Here is a 26021-nt window from a genome sequence, read left to right as displayed (position 1 = left end):
ACCAATCTTACCGCCCGTTACGGACAGCCAAGATTGGTATTCTGCGTCTACACCGACGACGTTATTATTAGAATTTCGTTACTGCTGATACTTTCACCCAAAACTTACTTTGCTTTATAATCCAGCGGCAGCTTATTCCAGCGATCATGATAGAAGAACGCCGCGGCTTTGGGTTGGCGATCGCGGGTGAAGATACCTTTCTTGTTACCGTTGACCCGCATGTTACCTTCAACCGTCTGGAAGTCAGCCAGATTCCAAACCTGTTCGCCTTTGATGAAGTCATAATCATCGAAGACACGGCTGAACATTTTCAGCACTTCGACTTGATATTCTTCGGTCCACATGACACTTGGCAACTTATGCAAGCCAGCTTCGGTGTCGGCCCCGAACTCGGTAAAGACAACTGGCTTCTTAACGCCTGCTTTTTGCCACTTATCCATTTCATCGCGCAAGCCAGCCTCGCCATCGGAAATCTGATAGCCGCCAAAATGATACCAGCCAGGATATCGGTTGAGCATGTAAAAGTCTGGGAAGTCGAGTACTTTTGACGTCTCGATCGTATCATCTTCGCTCAAAGTAAACGTCCGCGGGCGGCCTTGAGGGTCAAGATCTTTAGATTCGTCAAAAATCTGTTTAAAGTATGGGACCGCATTTTCATCAATTGTATCCGGTTCGTTAAACAGACTCCATGCCAGAACAGACGGATGGTTCTTATCGCGTTTGATCAAATCACGAATCTGGTCAATATGGCGTTCATGCAGCTTCTTGAGCCATGGCCCTTTGAAGAAGGACTGGTTCAGCCCGCCAAGAAAAGCAGCGGCGGCCATTTTAAAGCCGACTGCCGGTACTTCATCGGTCAGCAGGAAGCCTTCTTCATCCGCGATCTTGTAAACCTGTTCGTCATATGGATAATGCGATGTCCGGAAAGAGTTTGCGCCAATCCATTTCATCAAGGCAAAGTCTTTCTTTTCAACATTTAAGTCAAACGCGCGGCCAGCAAATGGTGAATCTTCATGCCGACCAAAGCCTTTCAGATAAATCGGCTTGTCGTTGACCAAAATATCGGTTCCGGAAATCTTGATCGTGCGAATACCGATCCGATCGGTGTAAGTATCAAGCGGTGTCTGGGTATCATCGCCAAGCTGAATCGTCAGCGTATAAAGATAGGCATTGCGAACCTGCCATAGGTGAGCGTTTTGAACCTGTAAGGCGCCTTGTTTGCCTTGAGCAGTCGCAACCACCTGGCCATCCGCGTCTGCCAGACTAACCGTTACCGGCGCATCGCCATTGGTTTCAACCGTATAGTTCACTGTTGCATCGTTGCCAGCTAACGCAAAAGTAGTGGTGTAATCCAACACCCGCTCTTGAGGCAAGGACAACAAGTGAACCGAGCGATTTAAGCCAGAGTAATTATAGAAGTCAAAGAACGGACGTACCATTTTCTTACCATTCCGCAGTGTAATCGTATCCCCGGCCGGCAATGCTTCCCGCGACAATTCGTTATTACCTTTGACAACCACGGTATTTTCGGCACCATACTTAACGGCCTCGCTGATATCGGCAGCAAATGGTAAAAAGCCGCCTTCATGCGTTCGAATCTCTTTGCCATTAACAAAAATCGTGGCCCGGTGAGTTACCGCATCAAACCGCAGAAACAATGCCTTTCCCTTAGCCGCAGAAGGGACAAAAAAGTTGCGACTGTACCAGAAATCACCGGTATATTCACGACTTGCTTTATCCGTAAAGAAGTCATTGAAACTAGCCGGAACCGGCATCGAAACGCCATCGTGAAAACCGGTCTCCCAGCCGGACTTTTCACCTTCTCCAGCTTCATCAAACTTAAATTGCCAAAGTCCATCCAGTTTCTGATCCGTGCGCTGATCATTGGTCACTGGGTATAACAACGATGTCTCCATGCAAAAAGCCTCCATTTCAAGTTTTAAAGAGTACGTTTTCTGAAATCGCTTACACCTTGTAGTGTACTTATTTTAGTAAAACTTTTCAATGGCTATTTTATTTGGCACTAGAAATTCTGATATATGAGTTAACCCAATATGAAGCTATTATTTTTACTAAAAGAAAGCTTTCCTGATGCCCGTTAAATCAAAGTTTTGCTGCTATCAAGAAAATAAAAAAAGCCACCTTTTTTAAAAGATGACCATAATGGCTAAGCCCACCCTAGCAGCCGTAAAATCGCCATCGCAGCAACGCCCGCGACCACGACAGCAAAGAGACTTTTGGTTATAATCGCCACGACAATAGCAGGCAGCGATGCTAGTAAATTCGACCAGTTGACGCCTGGCCATTGTCCGGGGTGAATCACTAGGAGACTTTCAACAAAAATTGCCGATAAAATCGCCACCGGTACAAAGCTGAGAAAATGCAGCAGCCATTTAGGAATCGTCATGCGTTTTACCAAGACAATCGGCACCACCCGCAATAACCATGTCGCCAGCCCGCAACTCAAAATCGCCACAAATGTTTCAGGATTCTGCATGCCGTTCCACCCCCATTCCAAACAGACAGCCAATCACAGTTGCGACAATAATCGCCGTTGTCCCCGGCAAGTAACGCACCAGCACCACCATCGCGACGGCAACGACACTGGCCACACTTAAATGCCGCAAAAAAGGCTTCGATCGATCCGTAATCATCTGCAAGTACAGCAAACCGATGAACATCGCAACAACTGCGAAATCCAACCCAAAATTATCAGGATTAGGAATCAAGCCACCAATCACCGCCCCTAAAAGACTGGCAATAAACCAGACTAAGTACGCGCCAACATTGACGGTATGAAACCAGGGAGCATTTAAATGATGGCCGGTGTAATTAAGCTTGTTCATCGACAACGCAAAGCTTTCGTCCGTCAGCAAGGTACCGATCAGCACATTCTGAGTCATCGATTCATCTTTTAAATAAGGAGCGACCGTCATCGACATCAGGCTCATCCGCGCATTAATCAAGGCCGTTGAAATCACCATGGCCCCAATCGGACTGCCGGTTGCTAACATACTCACCAACACAAATTGAGCTGATCCGGCATATACGATTAGCGACATCAACCCGATCATCAGCAGCGACAAATGCCCGGTTTTCGCCACAATGCCATAAGCCATTCCGACAGTAATGTACCCAAACACTGTCGGCATCACATCGCGAATCCCGCTTCGAATCGTCAGCTCATCATTCATCCTGTTCCCTCCGCTTTTAGTATATTAATGTTAGTGTACTATTTACTAAGCGGGTTGCAACCGAAATCTAATATGCAAAGTTGTAGCGGATCTTTCAATTATTTCAATTTTAGTCAGCCAAATGTTGGTTTGATTTACGCCTTACAGCGAGCCGTGAGTATCTCCGCTGATGTTGCAAACGGTAATTTCGGTGATGCCACCAATGCTGCATTAAAGAACGTCCAGCTATCAGTCGGATCAACCGGCCTGTTAGTCAAGATCGTCAAATATGGTTTGTATTTAAATAGCATGTACAGCGGTGACTTCAGTGAAAGCTTTGGAAGCGACGTCGCCACCAGCATCATTCGCTTCCGGAAGTTTATGAAATACCCTAACGAAACTTCCGGCATCGCTGACTACACTGTTATTAAGGGCCTAGTTACCAGCAATGGTGATACCGGTCGTGATTCCATCGCATTAGACACAGCAACGCAATTGACCGCAGAAGATGTTAAACATTTTCGAGACTACGGTTTTAGCATTGTCGGTCGTTATCTAACAGGCACAGTCGGTACTGACTTTAAACCAAAGAACCTAACCCCAACAGAAATCAAAACGATTCTTGATGGCGGTATGAAGTTCTTTCCAATTTACGAAGACGGTGGATACGTTGAAACTTACTTCACTGCGAGTCAAGGCCAGAAAGATGCTCAAACGGCTATCAAGACTGCTCTAAACCTAGAACTACCAGCTGGAACTGTCATCTATTTCGCCGTAGATGTTGATTTCCAAGAAGGCGATATTGACGGGACGGTTATTCCTTACATTAAAGCCATTCAAAACATTCTTAGCCAATCAATTTACAATACAGGTGTTTATGGAACGCGAAATGTTTGTCTGCACGCCGAGAAGATTGGAATTCGGTATAGCTTCGTAGCAAATATGTCCTATGGATGGAGTGGCAACTTAGGATTCAAGATGCCAACAAATTGGGCGTTTGATCAATTTACAGAATATTCTATTTACGGCACAGATATTGACCAAATTTCATCGTCCGGCAAAGACAAAGGTGTATCTCACACTTCAAAAGATCCTGGCAATTCAAAATCTATTGAGTGGGCTAAGAACTATTTAATGGGTTTTCTTGGGCTGGTTAGTTGGGATTTCAATGTTCCTTTAACTATCCTTGATGTCAAAGGTCTTTTAATCAGCATTGAGTTAGATCAAGAATTCCATACCCCGGATGATTATTCAATCATAAAAATTCAAAATCACAAATTGGACAATATTGACTGGACAAACTATATATCATCTCTTAGTAACATTGGTGTAAATAACCAAGTCACTCATTTTCTTTCAGATGCAATTTCACACCAAACATTGCTTACGCAAATCGACTCAGGTAAAATGTCGGTTGAGACTGAGATAGCGACAAATGGAGCTATTTCGTTATCAGTTATTTTTAACATCTCAGAACTAAACGGCAAAACACTTACAGACCAGCTCTCCTTGACTATAAAACTAGAGCTTAATCCTGAAACGTATGATTGGCCAACAACTAATTATATTGACTGGGGAAAAATATTAAATACCCTTGGAAAGGGTGCGCTGACAGTACTTGCTTTTGGACTTTTACTCTGGATTACAGGTGGACTAGGAGCGGCAGCCGGAGCATCAGGTGGTAGCGAAGCAGTATTAGCGGCTCTTGGATTAGCCTGAATTCAATTAAAAAGGGGAATTTATTTTGCTCATTATCTTGCTCTTTCTTATCACTGTTTTTCTAATGCCAATACGAATCATCAAGGTTGGAAACGAAAGAGTTATTTCCCTTCAACAAGAAAAACATCCGCACATGTCAAAAAAACAGATCGACCGCTCACGCAGTTCTTACTTCAAAACAGTCTATATGCAACATCGTTTACTCAAAACGTTAAGAACCATTTCGACTGTATTGTTGATAACAACTACTCTGCTTATTGCCTGTGCTCTGGGTATCCAATTTGGCCTATTTTTCAAACTTGTTCCCGTCAACCTGACTCATCTTTGGTTCCTGAGTCAATCAGACAGTGTCAGAAATTCAATGTTAATTTGCGCAAGTGTCGCTGGGACTCTAGCAGCAATAATCTGGTGGTATCAATATAACCAATTCTTAACGTTGATTAGTCAAGGTAATAACAAAGATGACTTACTCTGGACGCCATCAAGCATCTTGCAACGACAAAGAGAAAGCTACTTGTTTATGCTCATCATGTTTATGCTGATTGTATACGGCTTTACAATTCTTGCGGTAACCAATGGCATACCTAGTTCTGTCACACCTTATTATTTACCTCAATTTATCTTTTAAAAGACCACTTTATAGTCCTTTACCATAAGAACCACCTCTCAATTAAGCTTGTCGTTAAGCGCGACTGATGGAAAACCGAACCGACGCCACCTTGTTGGTTCGGTTTTTTTGAGGATCGCCGTCAAAGCACTCTTTATGAAATCGCAAAAAACAAGTGCTCAGAATATGGCTGGAGCGGTAACCTAGGATTTAAGATGCCAAGTAATTGGGCATTCGATCAGTTCGTAGAATACCCAATATATGGCATTAGCATTGACCAAGATGCAAGCCCGGGCAAAGATCAAGGAGTTTCGCATGTTAGTTCATCTGTGAAAGAGGTAAATACAGAGTTCTTTAACTACCTGAAAAAGGTACAAGATGACGCCGATTCATTTGTCAAGAATATGGATAAAAATGGTAACACTGTGCCAGATTCACTGATGGCAGCACGTTTAATTTGCCAATTGTATCGGCAGTTTAGGTATGCAAGCTTACCATGGACAATTATGACTGGGGCACTGAATGACACATGGATATACAATGAAAACAAAAAATGGAATATTACAAGCGACGATGATTTTCCAGAATTGACCGATACTGCGACAGGAATTAAGACCGACTTCATTCATATGATTGCAGCATTAGCTAGCTTATTGAATTTTAATGCTGCCGTTTCAGCAACTGGGACACAAGATCTTGCTGGATGGGCAGGAGATTTATTGACCGGGATTTCGGATTCAATTAAGTCGGCTGATAAATATGCCAACTTACTTGTTGCAATGGAAGATCATATTGGCAAAGATGCATCAAAGGGAAAAAGCTCATTTGGAGTAGGCGACTTGTTAGCTGATGCGGATGCAGTCAATATCTATGCCAGCTTAAAAAATGGGAATGCCTCCCTGTATTCGATTATTGACAGATATTACAACAACAAGGGGAATACAGAACGCTTTAATCAATATGTATCAAACCGGTTCTCCGGCAATCATGATAAAATTGAGTCAGATGCACTTCGAGTTTTAAATCCCGATGGAGAGTTGGCTCAGACGGCTGAGTTTGGCAATGCATTGAATGCTTTCAAGGATAAATTCGAAGTCTCGTATTCGCCTGATCAAGCAACGATGGCAGCAAGCGTATTTAAAAATATGATCCAGGGTCACTTGGAACATTAATGAAAATAAATTGTGAGACTGAACACGAAACTTGCTAGAGGAAGCGATTTTGATGGTTTACTGGAGACACTTATATGCAATGTCGATAGTTCTTGTGCTTTTTTTCCTGTCACTTGCCTTTGCAAATTGGACGATGTTTCAGACTATCTTAGGTCTAAGTATGTTTAGTCTCTTTTTAGCTCTGACTCTGTGGGAAATCCGTCTAAATTCTAAACAGGTAAAGCGACCTCGACTACAAGTTATTTTAACCTATATTTGTATCTATGTTAGCCTGTTTTTGTTTAATATGAGTGTCCATCAAACATCACTTTCTACGTTTGGACAGACTAACGTTATCCAGTTTTGGAATGAGCATGATACGATAGTTCATTTAGAAGGCAAGACCTACCATTTGATCTGGTCAAAAAGCACATTTCCAAGAACTGTCTATTTTTATAACTTGTATGGACGAAAAGGCTTGTTCTTCCAACGTCTTAACGATGAGGTTATCTATTACTCACCAAGTATATCTAGAGGCGTAGACCGCGGGGCTGTAGGAACGTTCCTGCGCGGCATTAAAGGGGAAAAAGACCAAATAGACGATTAACAGGTAAATAAATATACAGATGCAGTTAAGTCGGAAATATTCTTTATGTGAGGTTCTCTTTCGATTCCTAAGATGTTTCAGTTGACTGACTAGGTCAAGGTTTAAAAAGGAAGGCACACCGACGAGAGCTGGCGTGCCTTTTTTTTTGAGGCCGCACCACAATTTTTGACCGTGCAGTGTACCCTCTGAAACGCCGAATTATTGAAAAATCGGTCGACAAAAGCGTTCTAGGCCGTGCCAACCCTCGCAATCTCTGGCCAGCTGGGGCTGGAACGCTGTGACAGCGCATTGAAATTACATGTGCAGTTTTGCGAGGTTTGGAACTATTTTTAATAGTTTATTCCACCCCAGTTTTCGCGTTTTAATCAACGTCAAAATTTTAGATAGAATTATGACCTGTCCTCTTCATGTAGCAAACCAATATCATTCATGTAAAAAACGCTGACAAAAACATTCCAAATGAACGCTATGCAACACTTATATAGTCAGCTTAAGCCTGCAAATAAGAAACCAAAAATACTAACGCCGTGCCAAAATCCCGAAAAATAAAAAGTAGTATCTTCACCGCACACTTAATTTCTGGTAGCTCAGTATTTATTTTTCTCCTCACTTTTTGAGTATAATATGATGCACCAAGATTAATAACTGCAAAAGCAAAAAGGAAGATCGCATCAATTAAGTAAATAACCGGCGCAATTGAAAAATTCGCCGTTATTGCTCCCAACGAAAACACAACGATGAAAAAATACCAAACAATAATGATGTTATAAGCACGATTAAAAAGCTGATTTGACGCCTTTGTGGTAAGCTCCTGCATCTTCTTTCTAGCTTCTGAGTAACTTTCATTTGTATATTTGCCTTCTTGGAGTAACTTGTTTTTCTGTTTTCCTCTGAGAATTGAAATAATTGTAGAAGCGCCCACCCAGATACAAACCATCTCAATAAAGGGTATATAGACATTCATTTTTGATATTCCTTTCCTTAAACATTTTCTGCCCTCGGCTAAAAAATTCAGAATCACTCAGATAAAACACATTTAAGTATCTTGGTAGGAAAATCTGAAAGCCTTTTTTACTGTGACAAAATTACGTTGTTCTGACTAGAACCGTCTCAGATTCAGTGATACCTTAGTCACTCCCGATCTCATCACTATAGACTCTCTCTGACGAATATTCCAAGATGAAGTATACAATTCCGTATCAAGCATTGCTTATGTAAGTCGATACAGGTCAAGATAAGTGTCCGTTGAGACTGATATAGCGACCAAATAGGCTCATCCGACGAAACAACACAGCGACTCGGTTTTTGCCAGCACCGCTCTAGTTCCGCACTCTCACTCCATCCGGCCCGAGATTGGCACGACTCGGAACTGTTTTACTTACTTGTTCCACAACAGCATTCGGGTTCCAATAGGCATCAAATTCCGAGAAGCGACTGATTCAACGCTTTAGTAGAAGACAACGGCAGCAGCATAAAATATAGCGAAGTTGAGTCCCCCAACTACGACAAGCAGTAAAAGGTAGCGATAATACCATTTTGACCCAACCTTTCGAACACGCATTAAGCTTGGGTACCTTTCCGAGAGTCTTTCCAATTTTCTCTGCTTGATGACGCGGAAAACTTGTTCTTCACCCAGAAAAATCACATTAGCAAAGAGGAGGAAGACCCCGATACTTGGTAAAAGAAGAAGCCCTGTAGATGTGTTCCCATAGATAACCCCTGCAGAAAAGAAAATGACGGCCAAATAGCTCCCAATCATTTGAGAATTCATCATTCTTTCAATATACAAATTTCGACCAACGAGCGTGTTCAAACTCTCATCACCGTCTTTCTCCATGCCGACACCCCCGTCAGAGTCAATCCGTTTAAATGTCGCTATTCGTTCTATTCGCTCTTTTTTAAACATTTCATTCTTAATTCTTAACGTGATAGAAAAAACTAACATCACAAGTACGTGTGGCACGATATAAATGTAATCCATATTTTCTCCCTAAATCATTGCAAGCTGTGTCACTCAGCGTATAATGCAGTAGACCTCATCCAGCCTCCAATTACACCAATCGTTGTGGAGATCTCCCGTGTTTAAACAAAGCAAGATCAGTTACATTAAATTAAGCAAACTATATAATCTTACTTTAAATCCCGAAACTTCTTGGTGTGAACGTAAAATTAGAGTTGTAACAAAAACAAACTCAGAGAAAAACTGTTGTGATGTTGCCGTGCTTAATCACGTGATTGTAAATCAGCAACAATAAGTGCCAAAAACTGTGTAACTCCCTCTGTACTCAAAATTCTATGCCAATTTAGAACCATTTTTGCTTAAAATCAAATCTTCTGATACAAATCTTTAGAGTTGACTAATCCATAAAAGCTATTTGGATTAAGTTAACCCTCGTCGCCACATCTCGTCATTTCTATCGAGTAGCTTTAACCTTAAAGTTATGTTGCAGTTGCGGCCAAATATGCTCGTCAGCCCACGCAATCATGACACCATTGCCAAGAAACGAGAATAATGTGGCAATATTAATCCCTAACAGTTTGCCAGTCGCCGCCCAAGCAATCGCGGTGACAATAATCGGTGGAATGAAATCGGTTAACTGTGACGCTGTGGCATTACCCTTAAAGTACAGGAAGCGCAAAATATTGGTTGTGTCGTCATTGGGATGCATGATGATATTCGCGCGTTGATACAGCGAAATCGCAACACAAAAGCAGAAAACGCCAAAGCAGGAAACAAAGATTCGGGCGATGACAGGCCAATTTCCCAGACCCAGCCAAGTAAATAGCCACGTAAAAACATTGACAAAGTAACTGAAGAACAGCGTATAAATAACCTCACCGATGAATCGTGGCCAGTCCCACTGTCGAATCAAAATTAAGTTGGAGATGGCATTGAGCACGCCGAATGTAAACAAAACCGCACCGATATTCCATCCCTGCCAGTCATTGAGATTAATCGCCGCGGCGGTCCACAAACCACTTCCCATCGCCCCAACGATACAAAGTCCATTACCCGCTGCGTTTAATATCAAGCCGACAATCAACCCGATCCAGCGTTCTGTTTTTGTATTCTTAATGAGAAGACCTTCTTTCCATTCTCTTGATAGATTTCTTGACCATTATAAACGCCCGGCCGCACTGATGAAAATCCGTCAGTGTGACCGGGCATTCAATTTTTTCAAAGTGTGTCAGATTAGCGCTATAGTTCGCCGCCTTTTTCAAAAGTCGGCGTCATCTTTTCTGCGCGGATGCAAACCAGTTGATGCAGCAAATATTGGAGGTCGTTGGTGATCGTGGCTGCAGTTTCGGCATTCAATTCGTCATGCCACGCTGGCAGATCTTCAGGCTTGACGTCTGCAAACCCTGCGTCTCCTTTGGCCACTGCCGCGCGACCGGCCGCAAATCCGAACTTGCGACTTTCCGAAACCGCCACTTCGGCATCCCAGTTATGTTCGGCAAACAGCGGATCCGCCACCATAGCAATCAACTTATTCAGCCAATAGAAGCTGTCAGTCGAACTTTTATCAGTCGGGGTGTACTGGAAATTCTCGGGCGTCGTGGTGCAGTTGGCAAAAAACGGCACCGGACTATTGAAAATGTTGACGCCTTCTGCCAGCCAATGAATCGCCGCATGGGCTTTAGGCATGTTCGGCCGAATCTGCAAAATATGCATTTCCTGGTTACGATTCATCCCGATTGGCCGATAACGATGCCGCGTTTCGGCCGTCCCTGTCTGCCCATACGGATCAAACTCGGTTGCTTGATAATGGCTGCTTAAAACCATCGCCACATCTTCAACCGATAGCAAATGACTCGGAACCCGACTAAATGGCATGGTCCGACTTTCCGGATCCTGGTCAACTTCAGGATTCAGCATCTTCTGGGCATACCAGACACGGGGGGTATTATAAAAATGATCCGCCTGCGTATCTTCACCGAAAATATCGCGGAAATTAAAGCCTTTCTTCGCTTTATTCAAATGATACTTTTCAGCAAAAGCCTTCAAGTCGGCACTGTACTGGAAATCATCCGGTGCGTCAAAATCAATCTCCTGAATCCCCGTTTGATTCGGCGCCAATACATAACGATCATCAGGAATCCGCTCAGCCACCCAGTGATGGCCGCCAACCGTTTCAAAATACCAGACTTCATCAGCATCGGAAAAGGCAATGCCGTTACTTTCACAGGTGCCATACTTCGTCACTAATTCGCCAAGCCGCTGCACCCCTTCTCGGGCATTATGGATATACGGTAATACCACCGTCAGCATAGCCTCTTCACCGATACCATCTGGCTCAAGTGGATCCAGCCCCAGCATCGTGGTGTTTGTGAACTCGGTTTCCGTAGCGCTCATGGCAACATTTTCGCTGTTAATCCCGGCCTCACCCCAAGTACCATCGCTCGTGTCGGCAACTGGGGTACAGGTATACTGCAGCGGGGTCTGCGGCAAGTCCAACTGAAAACCGTTAAACGTTGACACATACCGCTGCGGCTGTTCATCCGGCTTCACAACGATAAACCGCTTCGGATTAATCCCGCCTGCCGCATCCTCATTGCGGGCAATCATCGTCGAGCCATCAACCGACGCCTTCTTACCAACAAGCAATGCTGTACAACTCAAATGGTTCACAAACTGATTCATAGACACGCTTCCTTTCAGTTGCTTTTATCATAGCACTGGTAGGGCCGAGTGCTGGGACTGGACGAGTGATTTTTCCCAATCTATGCTCATTTTGCGTTAAAATTTTTAGACCAAAAAACTTCGCCTTGATGCCAGTTCGAGTTGGCGCTATTTTAAACATGTGCCTCTCTTGACACTTATTAGTCGACCACTACATACCTATATCATCGTTTGTTGCTTTCACAACCGGTTTTCCTATTCGATCAAGCCGCTAAAATCATGCTAGCGAGGACAACCTATGACCAAATTAAAAAAGATGACACTTAATCAGAAACTTGCGACAATTATTTATACCATCATCGGGCTTTTCGTCATTGGCCATCTAATCCCGACAATGGCTGTCAGGACAAAGCTGCTAATGAACGGTTATTTTCAGAGTGCGTTTTGCGCCCGCATTCAGCGTTCTTCTGAAAATGCTTATGCCCCTGCATATAGTCATGACGATGAAGGAACGGTTTATTACGTCAAGCCCTCCCCTGTTTCGCAGGCGGAACTTAAGCAGACGACTGCTCGGCTGAATCGTTATGCCGTCAAAACTTTTATTTTGAGCTTTGCGGAAGTAACCTGGGCTGACTAAGCCTCGCTACAGGTCAATTGGCTTACCGTGATCGTAAGTTTTTCGGTCTTCTTCCGTAATGTTTCGAACCACATGACAAGGTGAACCGAATGCAACAACATTGGCCGGAATATCCTTAGTGACCAAGCTGCCAGCGCCGATGACAGTATTATCGCCAATGGTAACCCCGGGCATCACCGTGACATTGGCGCCAAACCAACAATTGCGGCCCACATGAATCGGCTTATTATATTGATAGCCTTGTTCGCGCAGACTTGGATCAATCGGATGAGTCGCAGTTACCAATGTCACGTTTGGCCCGAACATGGTGCGATCGCCCACGTAAATATGGGTGTCATCCACCAAGGTCAGATTAAAATTAGCATAGATACCACTGCCAAAATGAACATGCGCCCCACCAAAGTTTGAATGAAACGGTGCCTCAATATAACTTTTAGCGCCAATTTCAGCGAACATTTTTTTGAGTTGGGCAAATCGTTCTGCTTGATGGCTCGCCGGAATCTGGTTGTAAATCGCCAGCTGATCAATTGCCGCCAGCTGTTCTTTTTGCAGATCTGCATTCATCGGTTGATACAACGCCCCTTGATGCATCTTATCTTGAATCGTCATGAAATCGCTCCTTTATAGGTGTCAATGTTGGACTGCATTTACGTTAGTCATTTGTGCCTGAACCAATTTTAATGTCAGTAATCCTTTTGTGCCATGCATTCGTAGTTACCTCGTTTCTGCCTCATCGTATCACAGACTTACGCAACGTAAAAAATCGGCCATTTGATGATCCTAGCAAAACCCTCATCAGATGGTTTGGGGCGATCTTTAGTTTGGTAAAAATATATGGTTATAAAGGCGTCGTTTTATTGAGTCTTGCCTTGATGTTGAAGTCGATGTCCAATGGTATTATTCAACGTTCGGGCGCCTAAACCGAGCGCAATCACAACAAGAATCCACTTGGGCAACAGTAAACCTACAAGAATATAAATAACGGCAACAAGTACCATTAGTGACGCAGCGCGATATTCCTCCCAATCATGAGCATTTAAATTTTCTTTTTTCGGTCGCTCGCCAATGACTAATCGGAACAAAATAAATTGAAACAGATCAACCATAAAGATAATAACTGCAAATAATGTCGCACTAATACGGCTACCTGGATGGTCACTGATAAAACTGGTTGCAAACGGCACTAAACAGATGAACACAAGATAGAAAAAATTCAATACCAAAAAATTGGTGCTTGGCTGCTGAACAGTGTGCAAAAGTTCTTGGTGAAAGATCCAGTACTGACCGACCACCGCAAAACTGATAAAGTAAATGACGACAGAAAACCCGGTTGCGTAAAGGTCCACTTTGGTCAGCGTTTTGGGCACTTTAATATCTAATACCATCAATGTCAGCACAACCGCGAATACGCCATCCGAAATGGCATCAAGCCGGCTTTTGCTATTTTCAAACATGTGCATCTGTCCCTTCTTTACCTTTTATCATACCCCCAAATAGTCGTGCTTTAGCGTATGATGAGACTAGCAATGTTTGCCAGCTTATAAGTACCTATGCAATCCTGATACATGGTGTTGCGCACTATGTTGGCTGACATTCATACAAATTCCTGAAGGAGCAGCAACTATGACTTTTTCGATCTTTGCCTTTTTACTGGTTGCCGGGATCGGTGCCGGCCTCACTGCTACGTTAGCAGGGTTAGCTTCACTGGTCTCGTATCCAGCCCTGCTCGCAATCGGCGTGCCACCAGTCATTGCTAACGTCACCAATACAGCGGCACTCGTCTTCACTGGGGTTGGTTCAGCCGTCTCCTCACTGCCGGAACTGCGCGGCCGCGGTAAATTTCTTTGGCGTCTGATTCTGATTGTGTCACTCGGTAGTATTTTCGGTAGTGCTCTTCTATTGATTGCACCGGCTTCGACATTTGAAAAGATTGTGCCGTTTTTCATCATCGCTGCGGGACTTTTACTCTTATTCAGTGGTAAACTGCCGACCCAGGAGCATCGTCCAGGCGAGCCGGTGAAAACCTTAACCTTTCGCCAAGAAGCTGCACAGACCATTGTTATTTTCGTAACCGGTGCTTACGCAGGGTATTTCGGCGCTGCTGCCGGTGTCGTCATGCTGGCAACTTTAACCCTGACAGTTGACCAGCCGTTTATTGTCTCCAACTCAATGAAGAATCTGACCGGATTTGCAGCTAACGCCATTGCCACCGTCATTTATGCTTTCACCACTAAAATCGAGTGGTTAATGGTCATTCCGCTTGGCATCGGACTCTTCATCGGCGGCTACATCGGCCCGATCATCGCCCGCCGCTTACCGGTTCAATTATTACGCGTCATTATTGCAGCACTGGCCTTCCTGCTGGCAGCAAAATTATTTGCGCAGGCTTATCTTTGATTTTTCGTAGTCTCCCTAGTCCTATCGTTCATCCGGGCAAGCAAAAACGCCGCATGAACTTTAGCGAGTACTGGCGGCGTGTAGCTTGTAATCACGATTTTGCAGGGAAGTATTGTGAGAACACATCATACTCCCTGTATTTTTATACCTGCATTGACCTTGGTTGCACAAAAAGCCATCACGCTCACAGCAACCACATTGCTAATCCAAATAAGATTAAGTGAACGACTAACCTAATCAGATGATGCTTCATATGCGGCTTGCCATACAATCGGATGCCATTAAACCACGATACCGCTGATAGACCTAATAACCCGATCAAAAGTATGACCAAAGCACTGAATTTGTCAGGAATAACAGCCGCTGTCAGGACTAGCGTAGCGGCCAGTGCGAATAGCTGATTTAAGTACGAGGCGTTCTGGTTCGTTTTTCCCGCTTGCCAGATTGTGAGCAGCATCAAAAAACCATAAAACCCGATCACCACACGAATCAAAATCTCCGCCATATTTGTTACTAGCCTTCCTGCGCCTGCAACACTTGATCCATCACATGCAAGACCCCGAACTCATCGTTACTGCGCGTCCGATACTTCGCGTGCTGCGCCATCCCTTGAGTCGCATTCGCCATGATGTAACTGTAACCGACCGTCTCTAACATCGGAATGTCATTATCATAATCGCCAAATGCCATCATTTGTGCGGTTGGAATATCAAAATGGCGGCTTAAAATGCGCATGCCGCGACCCTTATTCACCCCCAGATTCTGAATATCCAACCATGTTTCGCCGCTCACTTGAACCGTGTAGTTTTGGCCAAAAGCCGGCCGGAAATACCGTTCCGCATTGGCACGACTATCGGCATTAGGGAAGTAAATCGTCACTTTGTCCACTTCCAAGGAAGCCGCCATCAGATCAGGCACTTTTTTTAGTTGATGATAAAACGGCAATAGCGCCGGGGCATACTGGCCATCTGCCGCATTAATATAGGCAGCATCCAAGGCACATAAGACGGGAACGCCATCGGTCTTGTCACAGATAAACGCCACAATCTCGCGATACGCTGCGGCTGGAATTAAACTCTTGCCGATGATCTGACCATGCGAGGCGACCAATCCACCATTATCGCAAACCAATGAAATCTGCTTAGTAAAATGCGGAAAAGTTTCCTGCAAGGTGTATAGCGGCCGACCACTGGCAGCCACGAATTCGATCCCGGCTTGATTGAGGCGCCGAAGATAACGATCAAAGTGCGGTGGTAGTGTCCCTTCACTGGTCAACAATGTCTGGTCCATGTCACTGGCGATTAATTTTACATTTTGCATTTCTTTCTCCTAATTAATGAATTAACTAGCGCTTGACGGCTCTCGCTCAATGCGGCGCTCCTTTTGTCACCACATTTTCGATCACCTTCGCAATTTGTTCCGGTGATTCTTTCATCCCTTGTTTCAACCACATCGTTAACACGCCCTCCGCCCCTTGCACGAAAAATGCGTAGTAATAAGCGAGCTGTTTTGGATCGGCTTCACGGTACCATGCCTGATAGCGTGCTTGCGTCTGCGTCTGAATCGGGCGGACAATTTTCTCCAACACCGTACTATCCGGGTTGGTCAGAATAATCGTGGCCGCTTGCGGATGCTGTGTGATGACCTTGAGAATCGGAACTAGCATCTTGGTCATGTCATCTATTTTAACACTGAGATACGGTTGAATTTCATTTAATAAATCGGTTTCAATTTGTTCAAATAATGCCAGCGGTGACGCAAAGTGCAAATAAAAGGTACCTCGATTCAGATCCGCTTGCCGACAAATCTCAGTGACCGTCACCTCATCCAGCGATTTTGTCGCCAGAATTTGCAACAACGCCGCTTTAAACTGGCTCACAGTATATTGTACTCGCCGATTATTGCTTATACCTGTCATCATAACCTCCAAACCAACATGATCTGTACAACGTGTTCATTTAACAACAGATATCCGGATTCTGTGCTTGAACGACTGGTTTTAATCTAACATAATGTTATTAAATGAACAACGTGTTGAGCGCAGGCTTGACTCAAGCGCGAACTATCTCAACACCCTTCAGGAGGTCACAATGGCATATATCGAAGTAAAACATGAATCAAAACGTTACCAAATGGGCGAAACCGTCATCACCGCCAACCACGATATTAATTTTTCGGCTGATCAAGGTAAGCTCACGGTCATTCTTGGTCCCAGCGGTGCCGGTAAATCGACATTGCTGAATATTCTAGGCGGGATGGATTCTCCAACAGAAGGTGAAGTCTGGATTGACGGGACGGATATCGCAACTTTTTCGGATCGCCAATTGACAGCTTTTCGACGGCACAATGTCGGTTTTGTTTTCCAGTTTTATAATCTGATTCCTAACCTGACGACTAAGGAAAATGTTGAACTGGCTGGCTCAATTGTCGCTGATGCATTGGATCCCACCACGGTTCTTAAACAAGTCGGCTTAGGCGCCCGGCTGGATAATTTTCCTTCGCAGCTTTCCGGTGGCGAGCAGCAACGGGTGGCCATTGCCCGAGCCTTGGCAAAGAATCCGAAACTGCTTTTATGTGATGAACCGACTGGCGCATTGGATTACAAAACCGGAAAACAGGTCTTGCAGCTGTTGCAAGATGCCAGCCGCAAAGACCATAAAACCGTCTTGATCATCACCCATAATGCCGCGATTGCCAAAATGGCGGATCGGGTTGTTGAGATCAATGATGCCCGGGTTCGCAGCATTCACGACGAGCCGGCACCGACACCGGTAGCGGACATCGAGTGGTAGGTGATCAGTTTGAAACCATTAACTAAAAATCTTTGGCGTAACATTCGCGATTCACTCGGCCGCTTCATTGCGATTGTCATCATTATTATGCTTGGCGTGCTTTTATTTGTCGGCGTTAAAGCCACGGGTCCCGCCCTTAAAGACTCGCTGAATACGACCGTCAAAGCCGATCACCTCGCCGATGCCCAACTGCTGGCAACTACTGGCGTCAGCTCTGCCCAAGTCAAAGCGGCACAGTCAGTCAAGGGAACCCAAGCCGAAGCGGTTAAATTCAAATATGCAATCGGTGGCCGCTCAAGTGATGTTGTCGCTTTATACGGCTATCAAAAAACGGCCACAATCAATCGCCTCCACCTCACCAGTGGCCGCCTCCCCACGCACCGTAATGAAATCGTGCTAGACACCGTTGCTAAAAAGAGCGGCTATCGACTCGGCCAGCATTACACGTTTGCACGTAGCAGCGGGCTTAAGGACCGAACGTATACCATCACTGGTTTTGCTGACTCACCGGCCTATATCGAAGACACTAGCCGCGGGTCGGCAAATATCGGGGATGGCACGGTCCGTTATTTTGCGTATATCCCCGATCAGCAAATGAACCTGCCTGTTGCCTCGCAGCTCAACATCCGCTTTCCAAACTTGCAAACCCGCGACACTTTCAGCACAGCCTATCAAGACGCCGTAACTGCGAAAATGAAACAGGTCAAGCAACGCGTTAAAGCGCAGGCGCAAGCAGATTTAGCCAAGACCATCCAAGCTAAAATGACCCAAGCGGCAATAACCAAGACCACTAATCAAGCAGTTGCAGCTGGGATGCCTGCCACCGCAGCAGCGGCAACAGCGGCGGAAACAGTCAAAACTTACCAAGCAGGGTTCAAAAAGCAAGCAACCGCAACGGCCCGCCACCAACTGGCCACTAGTCTCACATGGCAAACCCGCGATGATTTACCGGGCTTCGGGGATTATGGCGGTTCAGCCGATCGTATCGCTGCCATCGCCAATGTGTTTCCCGTGTTCTTCTTCCTCGTTGCGGCATTAATCACGTTTACCACCGTAAGTCGCATGGTCGAAGAAGCCCGCGCTCAAATCGGAACTTTTAAAGCATTAGGCTATGGCAAATGGGCCATTGCCCGTAACTATCTGGCCTATGCTGCCTTAGCCGGTTTACTCGGTGGTATCATCGGCGTCTTTGCCGGCAACTTCAGCATCCCGCGCATCGTCTTAAGCCTGTATAAGAACTACATCCCGCTTAAGCAAGTGATTTCGCTGCAATGGCCACTGATCTTTTTGTCGCTGCTATTAGCCTTAATCGCAACTCTTGGCGCTGCGATCATCGTGGTGCGCAATGAACTGACGGAAAAACCCGCCGCTTTGATGCGTCCGCGTGCGCCCAAGTCCGCCAAACGGATCCTGCTTGAACGCATCACCCCTTTATGGTCACGCCTTTCATTCAATCAAAAAGTCAGTTACCGCAATCTTTTCCGCTATAAGTCACGCCTCGTCATGACCATTCTCGGGATCGCCGGCGGAACCGCCTTGATTCTTACCGGATTTGGCATAAAGGATTCCATTACCGCGACCGGCACTTTACAATATGGCGACGTGATTCATTACCAAGCCATCGTCCGACTGGCAGATGGTAAGCAACCAACCGCTGCCAAATCGATTCTGCAAAAAAGTCGTGCTTATCGTAGTGCCGCCAGTGTTAGCAGTACCACCGCCAAATTAAGCAGCAACGGTCACCAAATTAGCGATGTTAATCTTTTTGCTCCGACAAGCGGCAAACAGCTTGAACCTTACGTCAGTCTGCGTTCAACGTCTACCAACCAAGCCTTAACCCTGCCAAGTACCGGCATTATCATTACCAGTAAACCGGCAAAAGCATTGAAGCTTAGCACCGGTGATCGGTTAAAGGTGATGACGACGGCTGGTCAAGCCCATCGTTTTACCGTCAAAGGGATCGCCAAAAACTATGTCGGTCATTTTGGCTATCTCTCTGCCACGGCGTATCAACAACTAGTCGGCAAACAGTCGGCACCAAACTCGCTGCTCGTTCGCCTGCGCCCGCAAAGTCAGCAGCAGGACGATCGCTTAGCTAAACGTCTGCTGAATCATCATGCAATTGTGGGCATCAGCTTCACCACCACCGCGAAAAAGACCTTGCACAACATGAGTGGCATGTTAGACCCGATTGTCCTGATCTTTATTTTGCTTAGTGCGGTTTTATCCTTCGTCGTCCTCTATAACCTAAACAACATCAACGTTTCCGAGCGTATTCGCGAACTCTCCACCATCAAAGTGCTTGGGTTCTTTGATCGTGAGGTGACGATGTATATCAGCCGCGAAAGTATCGTCCTTACCATTGTCGGCATCCTGTTAGGCTATGGACTGGGTAATCTTTTAACCGTCTATATTCTATTCCAAGCCGAAACCGAGGCCGTTGTCTTCCCGTTGACGATTAGTATGATCGGTTATCTCACAGCCACGCTTTTGATGATGGCCTTTACCGGTATTGTCACCTGGCTTACGCACCGGCGACTTCAACGTGTGGATATGGTCGAGGCACTGAAATCAAACGAGTAACTTACAATTTTGTCATGCAGTCGCGGATCGCGGCTGCTTTTTTCATGTAAAATTCACGAAAAATCGCCACTAAATGCTCAAAATGCCGCAAATTTGACGCCCAGATGAAGATTGAGAACAACTCATAACAATCCTGTAATGGTGACGTAACATTGACACAGTAAAGTAGCCTTTAGTTAATTAATTAAGAGTGAGGTCAAACATGAAATTCAATAAAGCAATGATGACATTGGTTGCAGCAGTTACCTTAGCGGGTTCTGTTAGCGCCTTAACACCGGTTTTCGCTGACACAAGTGCCAGCATCGCATCTAACAAGAGCGAAACCAACGATTTATTAAAGCAAATCGAAGCAGCTAACACTGAAGTGATCAACCTCAACAAACAGATTGATGCTAAGAATGGCGAAATCAGTGACGCCACTGCCAAGATCAGTGCAACGGATGCCAAGATCGCATCGTTGAGTGGCGAAATCACCGCTGCTCAAAAGAACGTCGCAGCCCGGAAGAACAACTTGAAGGATCAATTGATTTCCCTTCAAAAGAAAGCCGGCAGTTCAGTTAGCGGCAATGTCTATATTGATTTCGTGTTGAACTCACAAAGTCTATCTGACTTGATTGCCCGTACCATGACAGTCGGCAAGTTAAGTCAAGCCAGCAAAGACGCTTTGGATGCGGTAACCGTCGCCAAAGATAAGTTAGCCGCTTTGAAGAGTGAACAGGAAACGGCACGTCAGACCTTGGTTTCGACTAAAGCATCTCTTGAAACGCAAAAGTCACAGCTAGAGACCCTTCAAAAGACCGCAAGCGATAAGCAAGATGCTTTGAACAAAGAAATTGCTGATCACAAAGACGAATTGGTTGCACTCCAAAGTCAATTTGCTCAAGAACAATCAGAAGCAGCCAAAGCAACCCAGGCTGCCTTGAAGACAGCAGCTGCATCAACTGCTTCAAGTTCTACCAGCTCAACTTCAAATAAGAGTGCCAACAGCAGTGTTCTTTCGACTGGTACCTCATCAACCAACACTTCTTCCAACAGCGGTGCCTCATCTACTGTGATCAGCAGCAACACTGCTTCAGGTAGCGGCAGCCATGCTGATTACAGCGGTTCAGGTAACACTTATCCTTGGGGTCAGTGCACATGGTACGTTAAGTCTGTTGCTTCATGGGCAGGCAATGGCTGGGGCAACGGTGCTGAATGGGGCGCTTCCGCTGCAGCAGCCGGCTTCACGGTTAACCACACCCCGGCAGCAGGTTCCATCATCGTCTTCGCTGCTGGTCAATCTGTTGGCGGCCAATGGACAGCTGATGGCTCTTATGGTCACGTTGCTTATGTTCAATCTGTTTCTGGCGACAGCGTTACGATCACTCAAGGCGGCATGGGCTTCAGCTCACCAACCGGTCCTAACACCCAGACCATCTCTGGTGCCAGCAGCTACGTTTACATCCACCGGTAATTTTTACCCACCCTTAATGTCACGTCTTGGGACCTCACCAATGAATCCCAACCTAAAAATACCGTTGAACTAAATAACCCTCTGAACAACTGTCATTTGAAGACATGTTCAGAGGGTTATTTTTTATGTGTATTGACGCAAAAGTAACTTAATGGAAGTGGGCGTTGCCATTTTACTGACTTAAGATGAAAGCTTCCTCCTCTAAATGCCCGCTCCCTCAGCAGTCACAAGCAACATCACAAGTTGCACAATCATCAAGGTAGAAACTATTGGCGCGACTGATTTTGACAAAGTCCCCGATGTCCCACTGTTCCCGTTTAGCGATCTCATTAACGATCACTCCGAAACGCTGACGGAATTTGTAAATGTAACAGAAAATCGCATCCTCGTGGCGTACATCCGGCCCGGCAACAAATACATTTTTCGCCTGAGTTGATTCATCAACGTCATTCAAAGCAATTTCGCCATCATTATTTTCAAATAATTGTGGCCATAGCTTTAACGGGCCGGCATCAAAACCTGTGCATAGAACGGGCTTATACGGCGTCGTAATCGTACGTCCGTCTGTAAACCACAATTGATACTGGGAATCCTGGGTGCGCGTGACAGTCTTCAACGCAATCTTCTCTTGTAACGTGATTCTTTCAGCAACTTCCGCTGGCAAATCCAAGAATCGCCGACGCGTGTACGGTGCCAACCGAATACTTGGGTCAGGCGATGCCGCGTTCAGACCCGTTTCCTTAGTCAACAAAAGCACCTTATGGCCTAGCGTAGCCAAATTGATGGCCGCATCGACCCCACTTTCGTTTCCGCCAACCACAATCTGGGTTTTCCCCGTCAAATCCTGCCACGAGGTCACTTGCTGATAGTGAATGACGTTTTCCGGATGATCGGTTAATTTAGGGAAAGCATACTGACCGACTGCCATGATCAAGTACTTGGTGGTCACGACGCCGTGATTCGTTTCGAGTTGATAACCTTCAGTAGTCGGTGAAATTGCACCAACGCGCGTATGTTCAGCGATCGGTAATGCGTAAGTATCCGCCAATAATTTAAGATAATCGGCAAATTGTGAACCACTCAGATGCTCTGCACCAAGCGTATACGCAGGTGAGGTCTCCATACTGACGGCATTCAAATCCGGCATGCCGAATCCGTTACTGGTAAAGGATGGCGTAATGAATCGCGTTTCTTTTGGCCAATGCCGGAAACTCGCGCCTATTTCTTCCTGCTCAAGAATCTGAAATTGACTGCAGCCAAGTTGTTTTAACATGATACCGATACCAACGCCCGCTGCTCCACCACCAATAATCATCATTTGATTCATCCAAATCGCTCCCTTTGTCAATTCAACCGTTCACTGTCAAGATTCATCACCCGTGTTACGCCAGCTTCACACGCCCTAGCAACTAACTGCGCAACCATTGTGCCAATAACTGTCAACCCAGCCGCGACCGCTACAGCTAAAAGTTCAACCACTGCGAACTTCCCCGCGGTCGCTATTGTATGAGTCCCATTAAAGAATTGGACAATCATCAAGCCAACAACCCCTGTAATGCCACCGATAGCATTCATCGCAAAAGAATCTACCGCATCATAGAAATGTTTTGAATGCTGCATTTTTGAAACCATCTGCCGACAAATCACGCCAGCAACGGCAGCAACAATGGCCATGCTCAATGTCCCGACGTATCCGACTAAAGCGGTGCTGGTTACCAAACCACACAGCACGCCATTCAACAAATCGCCTAACTGCACCACACCATTTTGCCGATAAGTCAGCCAACACCAACCGATTATCGCCATCAACACGGCCACGAATGTATTAATCAGCACCTGTCCGGCAAGCTCATTCAAACTGCCTGCCGGGGCTAAGTTAAACCCTAACCAGCCAACCAGAATCATGATCGTTGCCGCGTAATCAGTTCGAAAATCATTTGGCATACTCGGCTGATCACCTGGAAGTAACGCTTTTGCCAGCACCAAACTCGTCAACCCGGCCGTCAAATGCACGACAATGCCGCCGGAAAAGTCCAAAGCGCCTAACTGTCGCAACCACCCATGATCAGCCCATAGCCAGCGTGCAAGCGGGCAGTACACCAACACGGTCCACACCGGAACAAAGCCAAACATGTAGCGGCTGTTCCTGTTACCAGCGATCGTACCCATCAACATCGCAACCGCATATAAGTAAAAATCCATTTGTACCAAGCCAGCAGATAATGATGAAAAAGTTGCTGCATGTAATAAGTCAAAACCAAATGCCAGGCGGTTACCAAAAACCAACCAACAGACAATCGCAATCATTAACGCAATACTCATGGTTAAAAGTGCTGATTGCTGGCGAACCCGTGGCAACATCCCGACATACAGCAGTGGCACACTAAAGATCATCGGCAACATGATCAAGAAACAAACAAGTGCAAACATGAATAACCCCCTCATTAGCGTCAACCAATCCGGATAAGCCGCCTCAGTCTGAGTAGCCTTGGTTCCTAACCAGTGTTTTCAAACAAAGCTAGCGAACTGATCAACGCAGTATGGTGTATTTCTTTATCGGCCAACAAGGACTCATTGCTTCTACAGATATACAGCGCCAGTTAGTACCCGCTTGGTTGATATAAAAGCAATCTCGCCCCTTAAATCGTAATCATTACGCTTTATGAAGCGATTTTCACCTTAGCATTTGTTGAACAACATTGTCAATTAATATTTTAGAAAGATGCTGAAATACATCGCACGCAGGTATGTTACCAGCATTTCTTGTTGGATACGAAGCCCGCCCTTATTGGATTTTTCAGCAGGTTTAAAAACACGGTACATGATTTCACATTATCGCTATTATTGTTGTTATCAAAATTCTGATTTTCATTATTGTTGTAAATCAGCAAAAATTACAGTCCGCCGCTAATATCGTTGAAAGCGTTTTATATATTTGATAAAATACTTTTACTGATGAGCAGAAAAGTATTTAGAAGATCCCAAATATCTGAACTTCTCAACGAACTCAAACAACACCCTATCCCTTTTCCATTAGTGTTTAACCTAATTTCCTTCCAGTTTGCTTGGGGGTTGTCCCCATAAACGAAAGTCTGGAACATTTCATTATCCTAAAAATGAGTTTAAAAGAAGGGCTGTCCCACTGATTCTCGCCATGATAAAGGATTAAACAAATGAACATGATTAATGTGAATCATTTAAACAAAAAATTCCAAGACAAAACCGTTCTCTTAGATGTCAGTTTTTCGATTCAAGCAGGGCGAATCACCGGAATACTCGGTAAAAATGGTGCTGGAAAAACCACACTATTAAAAATATTGTTAAACCTGATTGATAAAACAAGCGGCACTGTAGATTATACTTTTCAAAATAAGCATATCCCATACGGAAACAGAGCGCTTTATCGTAACATGGCAGCGGTTCTTGAATCCGTTGATAATCTTTACGACTATTTAACTGGACGCCAAAATATAAACTACTTTTTGAATCTCAGCGGTATTTCTCCAGCCAGCAAAACCTCCGAGATTAATTCACTTTTCAAAAAGTTTGATCTTTCATCTGCCATTGACCAGCGCGTTGGTCAGTACTCGCGGGGAATGAAACAAAAACTAGCGCTCATTTCCTGTTTAGTCAGCAATGCCAGCTTACTGTTCTTGGACGAACCGACCCTTGGACTTGATTTTGTTGCTAGCCGCACGCTAATCAGGCAGATAAAGGAAATCAATCAGCAGTTGCACAAGACAATTATCCTTACCTCACACCAAGCTGATGTTCTTGAGAAACTTGTCGATGATGTCCTTCTTATCGATAACCAGAAAGTACGATTCTTCGGCCCCTATGAAGAATTCCAAAAAACCTTTTCTTCTTTTGGTTTCGTTGTAGTTTCATCCCATTTTTCTTTCAAAGCCAACAATGCAATAACCGTCAACTCAAGCGACGACGGAAAGCGTGTGACGACAACTTTCAAAACATTGAAAGATCAACAAGAATTCCTTAAAAAGCTTCTTGAGCATGGGATTACCGTTCATGCGGTGCAAAATCGTTATCCGTCGCTTGACGAACTTTTACGTTTAGTCTTTTGATCGAGAAAGGGAGTGGAAGACTTGATCATACATTTATTTAAAGCCGAATTTTCTCGATATCTGGCCGAAGTTAGAACTTATTTCCCTGATCAAATTACCAGTATGGTCGTCACTGTACTCATTTTTGTAGTCTTTACTTTTCTTAATATTGATGCTGGAAATTCTGCTTTTTATATCGGGTATGCCTACTGGTATCTAA

23 protein-coding genes are annotated in these 26021 nt (G+C 45.0%); 9 read left to right on the top strand and 14 right to left on the bottom strand.

What is annotated here, in order from left to right; translation table 11 throughout:
• Nucleotides 1-104: 104 nt before the first annotated feature.
• The 3 genes from uidA to ACWP87_RS03945 form a co-directional block, all read right to left on the bottom strand.
• A complete protein-coding gene (gene uidA / locus ACWP87_RS03955; protein WP_005687546.1) occupies nucleotides 105-1916 on the bottom strand; it encodes a beta-glucuronidase in 1812 nt (603 codons plus the stop codon).
• Nucleotides 1917-2167: 251 nt separating this feature from the next.
• Nucleotides 2168-2497: an AzlD domain-containing protein gene (locus ACWP87_RS03950; protein WP_005687544.1), complete on the bottom strand. Its 330-nt coding sequence runs from the start codon at nucleotides 2495-2497 to the stop codon at nucleotides 2168-2170.
• Nucleotides 2484-3194, bottom strand: coding sequence for an AzlC family ABC transporter permease (locus tag ACWP87_RS03945; protein WP_014568901.1), 711 nt, complete (start codon nucleotides 3192-3194; stop codon nucleotides 2484-2486). Before ACWP87_RS03945 ends, ACWP87_RS03950 begins: the two co-directional genes overlap by 14 nt.
• Nucleotides 3195-3266: 72 nt before the next feature.
• Between ACWP87_RS03945 and ACWP87_RS03940 the strand changes: the two genes are divergently transcribed.
• The 3 genes from ACWP87_RS03940 (at nucleotide 3267) to ACWP87_RS03930 (ending at nucleotide 6671) form a co-directional block, all read left to right on the top strand.
• A complete protein-coding gene (locus ACWP87_RS03940; RefSeq protein ID WP_225361840.1) occupies nucleotides 3267-4892 on the top strand; it encodes a glycoside hydrolase domain-containing protein in 1626 nt (541 codons plus the stop codon).
• 64 nt (nucleotides 4893-4956) lie between these two features.
• Nucleotides 4957-5520: a hypothetical protein gene (locus ACWP87_RS03935; protein WP_048653156.1), complete on the top strand. Its 564-nt coding sequence runs from the start codon at nucleotides 4957-4959 to the stop codon at nucleotides 5518-5520.
• A 194-nt stretch (nucleotides 5521-5714) separates the two neighbouring features.
• Nucleotides 5715-6671, top strand: coding sequence for a hypothetical protein (locus ACWP87_RS03930; protein ID WP_014568899.1), 957 nt, complete (start codon nucleotides 5715-5717; stop codon nucleotides 6669-6671).
• A 1076-nt stretch (nucleotides 6672-7747) separates the two neighbouring features.
• Here the strand turns inward: ACWP87_RS03930 and ACWP87_RS03925 are convergent.
• The 4 genes from ACWP87_RS03925 to ACWP87_RS03910 form a co-directional block, all read right to left on the bottom strand.
• Nucleotides 7748-8221 (bottom strand): hypothetical protein, encoded by a 474-nt coding sequence (locus ACWP87_RS03925; protein ID WP_029606635.1) that lies wholly within the window; start codon nucleotides 8219-8221, stop codon nucleotides 7748-7750.
• 483 nt (nucleotides 8222-8704) lie between these two features.
• Complete coding sequence (locus tag ACWP87_RS03920) at nucleotides 8705-9238, bottom strand: hypothetical protein (RefSeq protein ID WP_014568897.1); 534 nt, start codon at nucleotides 9236-9238, stop codon at nucleotides 8705-8707.
• Between the two features lie 433 nt (nucleotides 9239-9671).
• Nucleotides 9672-10298, bottom strand: a complete 627-nt coding sequence (locus tag ACWP87_RS03915) for a hypothetical protein (RefSeq protein ID WP_029943767.1) — start codon at nucleotides 10296-10298, stop codon at nucleotides 9672-9674.
• A gap of 158 nt (nucleotides 10299-10456) precedes the next feature.
• Nucleotides 10457-11899, bottom strand: a complete 1443-nt coding sequence (locus ACWP87_RS03910) for a C69 family dipeptidase (RefSeq protein ID WP_014568895.1) — start codon at nucleotides 11897-11899, stop codon at nucleotides 10457-10459.
• Between the two features lie 277 nt (nucleotides 11900-12176).
• Between ACWP87_RS03910 and ACWP87_RS03905 the strand changes: the two genes are divergently transcribed.
• Complete coding sequence (locus ACWP87_RS03905) at nucleotides 12177-12515, top strand: hypothetical protein (protein WP_014568894.1); 339 nt, start codon at nucleotides 12177-12179, stop codon at nucleotides 12513-12515.
• A 6-nt stretch (nucleotides 12516-12521) separates the two neighbouring features.
• On the opposite strand, the gene ACWP87_RS03900 is transcribed toward ACWP87_RS03905, so the two are convergent.
• Together ACWP87_RS03900 and ACWP87_RS03895 are read right to left on the bottom strand one after the other, a co-directional pair.
• On the bottom strand, nucleotides 12522-13124 hold the full coding sequence (locus tag ACWP87_RS03900; RefSeq protein WP_005695851.1) for a sugar O-acetyltransferase: 603 nt from the start codon (nucleotides 13122-13124) through the stop codon (nucleotides 12522-12524).
• Between the two features lie 245 nt (nucleotides 13125-13369).
• Nucleotides 13370-13975, bottom strand: coding sequence for a TMEM175 family protein (locus tag ACWP87_RS03895; RefSeq protein WP_005690336.1), 606 nt, complete (start codon nucleotides 13973-13975; stop codon nucleotides 13370-13372).
• Nucleotides 13976-14138: 163 nt separating this feature from the next.
• Between ACWP87_RS03895 and ACWP87_RS03890 the strand changes: the two genes are divergently transcribed.
• Nucleotides 14139-14912 (top strand): sulfite exporter TauE/SafE family protein, encoded by a 774-nt coding sequence (locus tag ACWP87_RS03890; RefSeq protein WP_005690338.1) that lies wholly within the window; start codon nucleotides 14139-14141, stop codon nucleotides 14910-14912.
• Nucleotides 14913-15096: 184 nt separating this feature from the next.
• Here ACWP87_RS03890 and ACWP87_RS03885 read toward each other — a convergent pair whose 3' ends face one another.
• Genes ACWP87_RS03885 through ACWP87_RS03875 form a run of 3 tightly spaced genes read right to left on the bottom strand, consistent with a single transcriptional unit; the run spans nucleotide 15097 to nucleotide 16830 of the window.
• Entirely contained in the window at nucleotides 15097-15417 is a 321-nt protein-coding gene (locus ACWP87_RS03885) for a hypothetical protein (RefSeq protein WP_014568893.1), read from the bottom strand.
• Between the two features lie 8 nt (nucleotides 15418-15425).
• A complete protein-coding gene (locus tag ACWP87_RS03880) occupies nucleotides 15426-16232 on the bottom strand; it encodes an HAD family hydrolase (RefSeq protein ID WP_014568892.1) in 807 nt (268 codons plus the stop codon).
• Between the two features lie 46 nt (nucleotides 16233-16278).
• The gene (locus tag ACWP87_RS03875) at nucleotides 16279-16830 is read right to left on the bottom strand and encodes a TetR/AcrR family transcriptional regulator (protein ID WP_014568891.1); all 552 of its coding nucleotides are present in this window, start codon (nucleotides 16828-16830) and stop codon (nucleotides 16279-16281) included.
• Nucleotides 16831-17002: 172 nt separating this feature from the next.
• On the opposite strand from ACWP87_RS03875, the gene ACWP87_RS03870 reads away from it, so the two are divergent.
• From ACWP87_RS03870 to ACWP87_RS03860, 3 genes are all read left to right on the top strand, one after another.
• The gene (locus ACWP87_RS03870) at nucleotides 17003-17704 is read left to right on the top strand and encodes an ABC transporter ATP-binding protein (RefSeq protein WP_012807323.1); all 702 of its coding nucleotides are present in this window, start codon (nucleotides 17003-17005) and stop codon (nucleotides 17702-17704) included.
• Nucleotides 17705-17713: 9 nt separating this feature from the next.
• On the top strand, nucleotides 17714-20287 hold the full coding sequence (locus ACWP87_RS03865) for an ABC transporter permease (RefSeq protein ID WP_015764804.1): 2574 nt from the start codon (nucleotides 17714-17716) through the stop codon (nucleotides 20285-20287).
• 202 nt (nucleotides 20288-20489) lie between these two features.
• Nucleotides 20490-21740 carry a cell wall hydrolase P40 gene (locus ACWP87_RS03860; protein ID WP_014568889.1) on the top strand — a complete coding sequence of 417 codons (1251 nt, stop codon included), beginning with the start codon at nucleotides 20490-20492 and terminating at the stop codon, nucleotides 21738-21740.
• A 217-nt stretch (nucleotides 21741-21957) separates the two neighbouring features.
• On the opposite strand, the gene ACWP87_RS03855 is transcribed toward ACWP87_RS03860, so the two are convergent.
• Nucleotides 21958-23067, bottom strand: coding sequence for an NAD(P)/FAD-dependent oxidoreductase (locus ACWP87_RS03855; protein ID WP_014568888.1), 1110 nt, complete (start codon nucleotides 23065-23067; stop codon nucleotides 21958-21960).
• Nucleotides 23068-23084: 17 nt separating this feature from the next.
• Entirely contained in the window at nucleotides 23085-24170 is a 1086-nt protein-coding gene (locus ACWP87_RS03850) for an ammonium transporter (RefSeq protein ID WP_014568887.1), read from the bottom strand.
• A 743-nt stretch (nucleotides 24171-24913) separates the two neighbouring features.
• Between ACWP87_RS03850 and ACWP87_RS03845 the strand changes: the two genes are divergently transcribed.
• The gene (locus ACWP87_RS03845; protein ID WP_014568886.1) at nucleotides 24914-25822 is read left to right on the top strand and encodes an ABC transporter ATP-binding protein; all 909 of its coding nucleotides are present in this window, start codon (nucleotides 24914-24916) and stop codon (nucleotides 25820-25822) included.
• Nucleotides 25823-26021: the final 199 nt, after the last annotated feature.

The sequence above is a fragment of the Lacticaseibacillus sp. 22 genome (assembly GCF_055413445.1).
This window is presented reverse-complemented; position numbering and strand designations above follow the sequence as displayed.

What these genes read in the sequence shown, in the direction of transcription:
- ACWP87_RS03930 (WP_014568899.1), top strand. Translation starts at nt 5,715, where the DNA reads ATGCCAAGTAATTGGGCATTCGATCAGTTCGTAGAATACCCAATATAT.
- ACWP87_RS03860 (WP_014568889.1), top strand. Translation starts at nt 20,490, where the DNA reads ATGAAATTCAATAAAGCAATGATGACATTGGTTGCAGCAGTTACCTTA.
- ACWP87_RS03855 (WP_014568888.1), bottom strand. Translation starts at nt 23,067, where the DNA reads ATGAATCAAATGATGATTATTGGTGGTGGAGCAGCGGGCGTTGGTATC.
- ACWP87_RS03890 (WP_005690338.1), top strand. Translation starts at nt 14,139, where the DNA reads ATGACTTTTTCGATCTTTGCCTTTTTACTGGTTGCCGGGATCGGTGCC.
- ACWP87_RS03920 (WP_014568897.1), bottom strand. Translation starts at nt 9,238, where the DNA reads ATGGATTACATTTATATCGTGCCACACGTACTTGTGATGTTAGTTTTT.
- ACWP87_RS03925 (WP_029606635.1), bottom strand. Translation starts at nt 8,221, where the DNA reads ATGAATGTCTATATACCCTTTATTGAGATGGTTTGTATCTGGGTGGGC.
- ACWP87_RS03945 (WP_014568901.1), bottom strand. Translation starts at nt 3,194, where the DNA reads ATGAATGATGAGCTGACGATTCGAAGCGGGATTCGCGATGTGATGCCG.
- ACWP87_RS03910 (WP_014568895.1), bottom strand. Translation starts at nt 11,899, where the DNA reads ATGAATCAGTTTGTGAACCATTTGAGTTGTACAGCATTGCTTGTTGGT.
- ACWP87_RS03950 (WP_005687544.1), bottom strand. Translation starts at nt 2,497, where the DNA reads ATGCAGAATCCTGAAACATTTGTGGCGATTTTGAGTTGCGGGCTGGCG.
- ACWP87_RS03880 (WP_014568892.1), bottom strand. Translation starts at nt 16,232, where the DNA reads ATGCAAAATGTAAAATTAATCGCCAGTGACATGGACCAGACATTGTTG.
- ACWP87_RS03905 (WP_014568894.1), top strand. Translation starts at nt 12,177, where the DNA reads ATGACCAAATTAAAAAAGATGACACTTAATCAGAAACTTGCGACAATT.
- uidA (WP_005687546.1), bottom strand. Translation starts at nt 1,916, where the DNA reads ATGGAGACATCGTTGTTATACCCAGTGACCAATGATCAGCGCACGGAT.
- ACWP87_RS03935 (WP_048653156.1), top strand. Translation starts at nt 4,957, where the DNA reads ATGCCAATACGAATCATCAAGGTTGGAAACGAAAGAGTTATTTCCCTT.
- ACWP87_RS03850 (WP_014568887.1), bottom strand. Translation starts at nt 24,170, where the DNA reads ATGTTTGCACTTGTTTGTTTCTTGATCATGTTGCCGATGATCTTTAGT.
- ACWP87_RS03875 (WP_014568891.1), bottom strand. Translation starts at nt 16,830, where the DNA reads ATGACAGGTATAAGCAATAATCGGCGAGTACAATATACTGTGAGCCAG.
- ACWP87_RS03895 (WP_005690336.1), bottom strand. Translation starts at nt 13,975, where the DNA reads ATGCACATGTTTGAAAATAGCAAAAGCCGGCTTGATGCCATTTCGGAT.
- ACWP87_RS03845 (WP_014568886.1), top strand. Translation starts at nt 24,914, where the DNA reads ATGAACATGATTAATGTGAATCATTTAAACAAAAAATTCCAAGACAAA.
- ACWP87_RS03900 (WP_005695851.1), bottom strand. Translation starts at nt 13,124, where the DNA reads ATGACGATTCAAGATAAGATGCATCAAGGGGCGTTGTATCAACCGATG.
- ACWP87_RS03940 (WP_225361840.1), top strand. Translation starts at nt 3,267, where the DNA reads ATGCAAAGTTGTAGCGGATCTTTCAATTATTTCAATTTTAGTCAGCCA.
- ACWP87_RS03885 (WP_014568893.1), bottom strand. Translation starts at nt 15,417, where the DNA reads ATGGCGGAGATTTTGATTCGTGTGGTGATCGGGTTTTATGGTTTTTTG.
- ACWP87_RS03870 (WP_012807323.1), top strand. Translation starts at nt 17,003, where the DNA reads ATGGCATATATCGAAGTAAAACATGAATCAAAACGTTACCAAATGGGC.